Genomic DNA, 3,234 nt, shown 5'->3' with positions numbered 1-3,234 from the left:
AGGCTCGGGGTGGGCCTAGCGGCTGCAACGCGCGCAACCGGTCAGTCCAAGCTTCGTCTTCTTCCGGAAGGGGAGGTAAGGCAGACATGCGGAATTCAAACTAAGTGAGGATGAAGAAACTGGTGCAGACGTTGCCGGGCTCGAAACAAGAGCGACTCCACAGCCGACACGCTAGTGCCTAACACAGCAGCTATTTCTTCGTAGCTCAGCTCCTGCTCGTGGCGCAGGGTGAAGGCTACCTGCTGGGACTCGGGCAGGCGGGCAATGGCGTCGAGCAGTTGCTGCTGCTGCTGCTGGCCTTCCAGTAGAGCCTGCGGGTGTTGATGATCGGGCGGCTCGTGCAGCACCTCGTGGTTAATTCCCAGTAGGTTGGTTAGCAGGGCAAAGCGCTTTTTGGTCCGGTTCTTCCGCTGCTGTTTTAGGGCTCGCGAGGTAGCGAGACGGTAGAGCCAAGTGCTGAGAGCGGCCTCGCCCCGAAACCGGTCAATGGTCTGGTAGACTTCTACAAATACTTCCTGGGCTACATCTTCGGCCTCCTCGGGGGAGCGCAGCAAGCTCAGGGCCGTACGGTACACAGGCCCCTGGTAGCGTTCAACCAGCGTACGAAAGGCCGCCGCACTGCCGGCCTGGAATTGGGCCACCAGCTCGGCGTCGGTAGGGGAGGAACTCACGCGTAAATCGACTGAAGGACCATAGATCGGCAGGGGCGGCGCGAAGCAAAGGGCTTCGCGTGCAGTATATATTACATCACGAAAGCCTAGTATTCATTGCTGCCTGCTGGCAAAGAACCTACTACTCGCTCAGGTGGCAAGGGATCATCCAAGTCGCGCGGGGCATAGCCGTACGGATTCTTTGAGTCCTTGCCAGCATGCCACAATACCCACAAACCCACCAGAATCGGCGGCAAGCTGAGTAGTTGGCCCTGATTGAGCAGGTTGTCATGCTCAAACGCAACTTGGGCTTCCTTTAGAAACTCGCCCAGGAAGCGCTGCGTGAACAGCAACACTAGAAACAGGCCAAGTAGGAGCCCGCGCGGGGTACGCTCTTTGGTACGGTGCCAGCAATAATAGAGGAGCGACACCAATAGCAGGCAGTACAGCGCCTCGTAGAGTTGTGTGGGGTGGCGCGGCACGGCCATCAGCGAGTACAGACCAATGGGGGCGTCGGCGGGTAGTACCTGGTGGCTTACGTCGCCACTTGGCAGGCGCACGGGGTGGGCAACCTGCACCGCCCCGGCGGGCAGCGGGTGGGTAGCAGGCAGCAAGTGCTGGGTGTCGCGCGGAAACACCACAGCCCAGGGCACGGTAGTGGGGTAGCCGCCAATCTCGGAGTTCATGAAATTGCCCAGGCGGATGAGGGCGCCGCCGATGCAGACCACTAGCACGATGCGGTCGAGCACCCAGAGGGTATCAAACTTATTGTTGCGGGCAAATAGCCAGCAGGCCAGCGGAATGCCCAAGGTAGCCCCGTGTGAAGCCAGCCCACCGTGCCAGATTTTAACTGCTTCCAGTGGGTCTTTCAGCAGCAGGTCGGCTCATAAAAGAAGATGTGGCCCAGGCGCGCACCCACTACTGTGCCCACTAGCACGTAGATAGTCAAGACATCCACCCAACGCGGCGACACGTGCTCGCTCCGGAAAATGTACTGAAACACAGGCGTACCCACGACAAAGCCCAGCATGAATAAGAGCCCGTACCAGCGGAGCGTGAGTGGGCCAACAGAGGTAATGACGGGGTCTAAGTTCCAAACCAGGTAAGCAAGTAGGGAAGTCATGGGCAAGAGGATGAAGGTAACTTTAAGCAGCAGAAGCCGAACCAGAAAAGGGCCAACTACTACTTAGGTCCCAGTCCCCGCAGAAACTTGCGGGGGCTCCTACCTTTTATTTCTGGGGCTCCCTTTTCACCCGCTAGCTATTGCGCACCTCCCTTGATATTAACGGTCGGTAGGGACCTGAAACTCCTATTCGGACTTGTGCTGCCTCAGCTAAGCAATCCTTTAGGCTTACTAGCAGCTCCCTACGGGCTTCCCGCTAACCACGGGCTACTGCTGCAAGGCTTGCTCAATGGCTGCCACGGTGGCCGTTCCTGCCGAAGGACGCGGAGCGCTGGTCAGGCGAATACGGCCCTGACGATCCAGCAACAAATAAGAGGGGTATTCTACCACATTATAGGCAGTGGGCACGATGGCATCTGGGCTTCGCAGCTGTACTTGCCCAAGGGCCGTCAACTGCTCGGTAGCGAGTACGCGCTGCCATTTCTGCTCCGCATCGTTCACCGCAATGGACACAAACACCACGTCGCGGCCCGCAAACTGGCGGGCAAGCTGGGCACTGGCCGGTAGTTCTTGCCGGCAGGGCGCGCACCACGTTCCCCAAAAGTCGAGGTAGACCACTTTCCCCCGAAAGTCCGTCAGTGACACCGGGCGGCCTTCGTGGTTCAAGAGCGTGAACGACGGGGCCAGCTGACCGGGTTGCAGGTGCCGTAGGTCCCGCAAAAATTGCCTGAGGTTACGGCTGAGCAGCGTATCCCGGTTCTGGGCCTGAAAGGTAGGGTAGGCCGCCATCACTCCCGTCAGGTTGTCGGGCAATTGAAAAGTGAATAGCTGATATAAAGCCCAGTCACGGGCCCGGTTCGGCCCGAAGTCAGCCGTGGCTAGGGCATAGAGCCGGGCGGCTTCGGCGGGGTCGGCGCGCAGTGGGCCATCGGGTAGCAGCCGCCCGCCATAGGCAGTGAGCATGCGTAGCACGGTTCGCGCGTCACCTGTTCGTCTAGCTGCTGGCGGGGCAGTTGGCGCAGGAAGTCATAATACTCTGCCGGCAATATAGCCGCTTGCTTGGCGACCGTGCGGTGGTAGCCGGGATAGTCGAGCAACAGACGGGCCCACTCCAGATCAATATCTAGGGCCGCTTGGCGCTGAAAGGCCGAGGGAAGCGCGTTAGTGACCTGGTAGCGCGCTAGGAAGGCGTGTTGCTGCTGGCGAAACGCGTCGGCCAGGTGCCGCATCTGCGCGGGCGTCGTTGCTGGGGTGCGCTGGCGCTCCGGCGACGCAGCAGTGGGCGCGGCCTGAAAGCGCCACAGAACCTGGCTAAGTAATTATTGGCAGCGGCCCCGCGGCCGGTGTAGCGCACAGTTTCGTCGAAGTGGGCAAAGTCCAGGGTAAGGTCGACGGACTGTCGCCCGGACTCAGGTAGAGCGGGGTGCGCTGACGGGCATACGAGAGCGAGGCTGAGGTAGC

6 protein-coding genes are annotated in these 3,234 nt (G+C 60.1%); all 6 read right to left on the bottom strand.

Annotated features, from left to right (window positions below):
- Positions 1-95: 95 nt before the first annotated feature.
- A complete protein-coding gene (locus VI25_RS21750) occupies positions 96-671 on the bottom strand; it encodes an RNA polymerase sigma factor (protein ID WP_072144888.1) in 576 nt (191 codons plus the stop codon).
- An 86-nt stretch (positions 672-757) separates the two neighbouring features.
- Positions 758-1,459 carry a prolipoprotein diacylglyceryl transferase gene (locus VI25_RS21745; RefSeq protein WP_055562886.1) on the bottom strand — a complete coding sequence of 234 codons (702 nt, stop codon included), beginning with the start codon at positions 1,457-1,459 and terminating at the stop codon, positions 758-760.
- A gap of 59 nt (positions 1,460-1,518) precedes the next feature.
- Positions 1,519-1,773, bottom strand: coding sequence for a prolipoprotein diacylglyceryl transferase family protein (locus VI25_RS28030; RefSeq protein ID WP_052695782.1), 255 nt, complete (start codon positions 1,771-1,773; stop codon positions 1,519-1,521).
- A 267-nt stretch (positions 1,774-2,040) separates the two neighbouring features.
- On the bottom strand, positions 2,041-2,736 hold the full coding sequence (locus VI25_RS21735) for a TlpA family protein disulfide reductase (RefSeq protein ID WP_055562885.1): 696 nt from the start codon (positions 2,734-2,736) through the stop codon (positions 2,041-2,043).
- The gene (locus tag VI25_RS21730) at positions 2,652-3,002 is read right to left on the bottom strand and encodes a hypothetical protein (RefSeq protein WP_055562884.1); all 351 of its coding nucleotides are present in this window, start codon (positions 3,000-3,002) and stop codon (positions 2,652-2,654) included. The genes VI25_RS21735 and VI25_RS21730 overlap by 85 nt, the downstream gene beginning before the upstream one ends.
- The coding region (locus VI25_RS27405) for a hypothetical protein (protein ID WP_236705194.1) at positions 2,954-3,234 on the bottom strand (281 nt) is incomplete at its 5' end. The genes VI25_RS21730 and VI25_RS27405, both read right to left, overlap by 49 nt.

The organism is Hymenobacter sp. AT01-02 (assembly GCF_000961955.2).
GTDB lineage: Bacteria > Bacteroidota > Bacteroidia > Cytophagales > Hymenobacteraceae > Hymenobacter > Hymenobacter mucosus.
The sequence above is the reverse complement of the archived record's forward strand: the minus strand, read 5'-3'. Positions and strand labels throughout refer to the sequence as shown.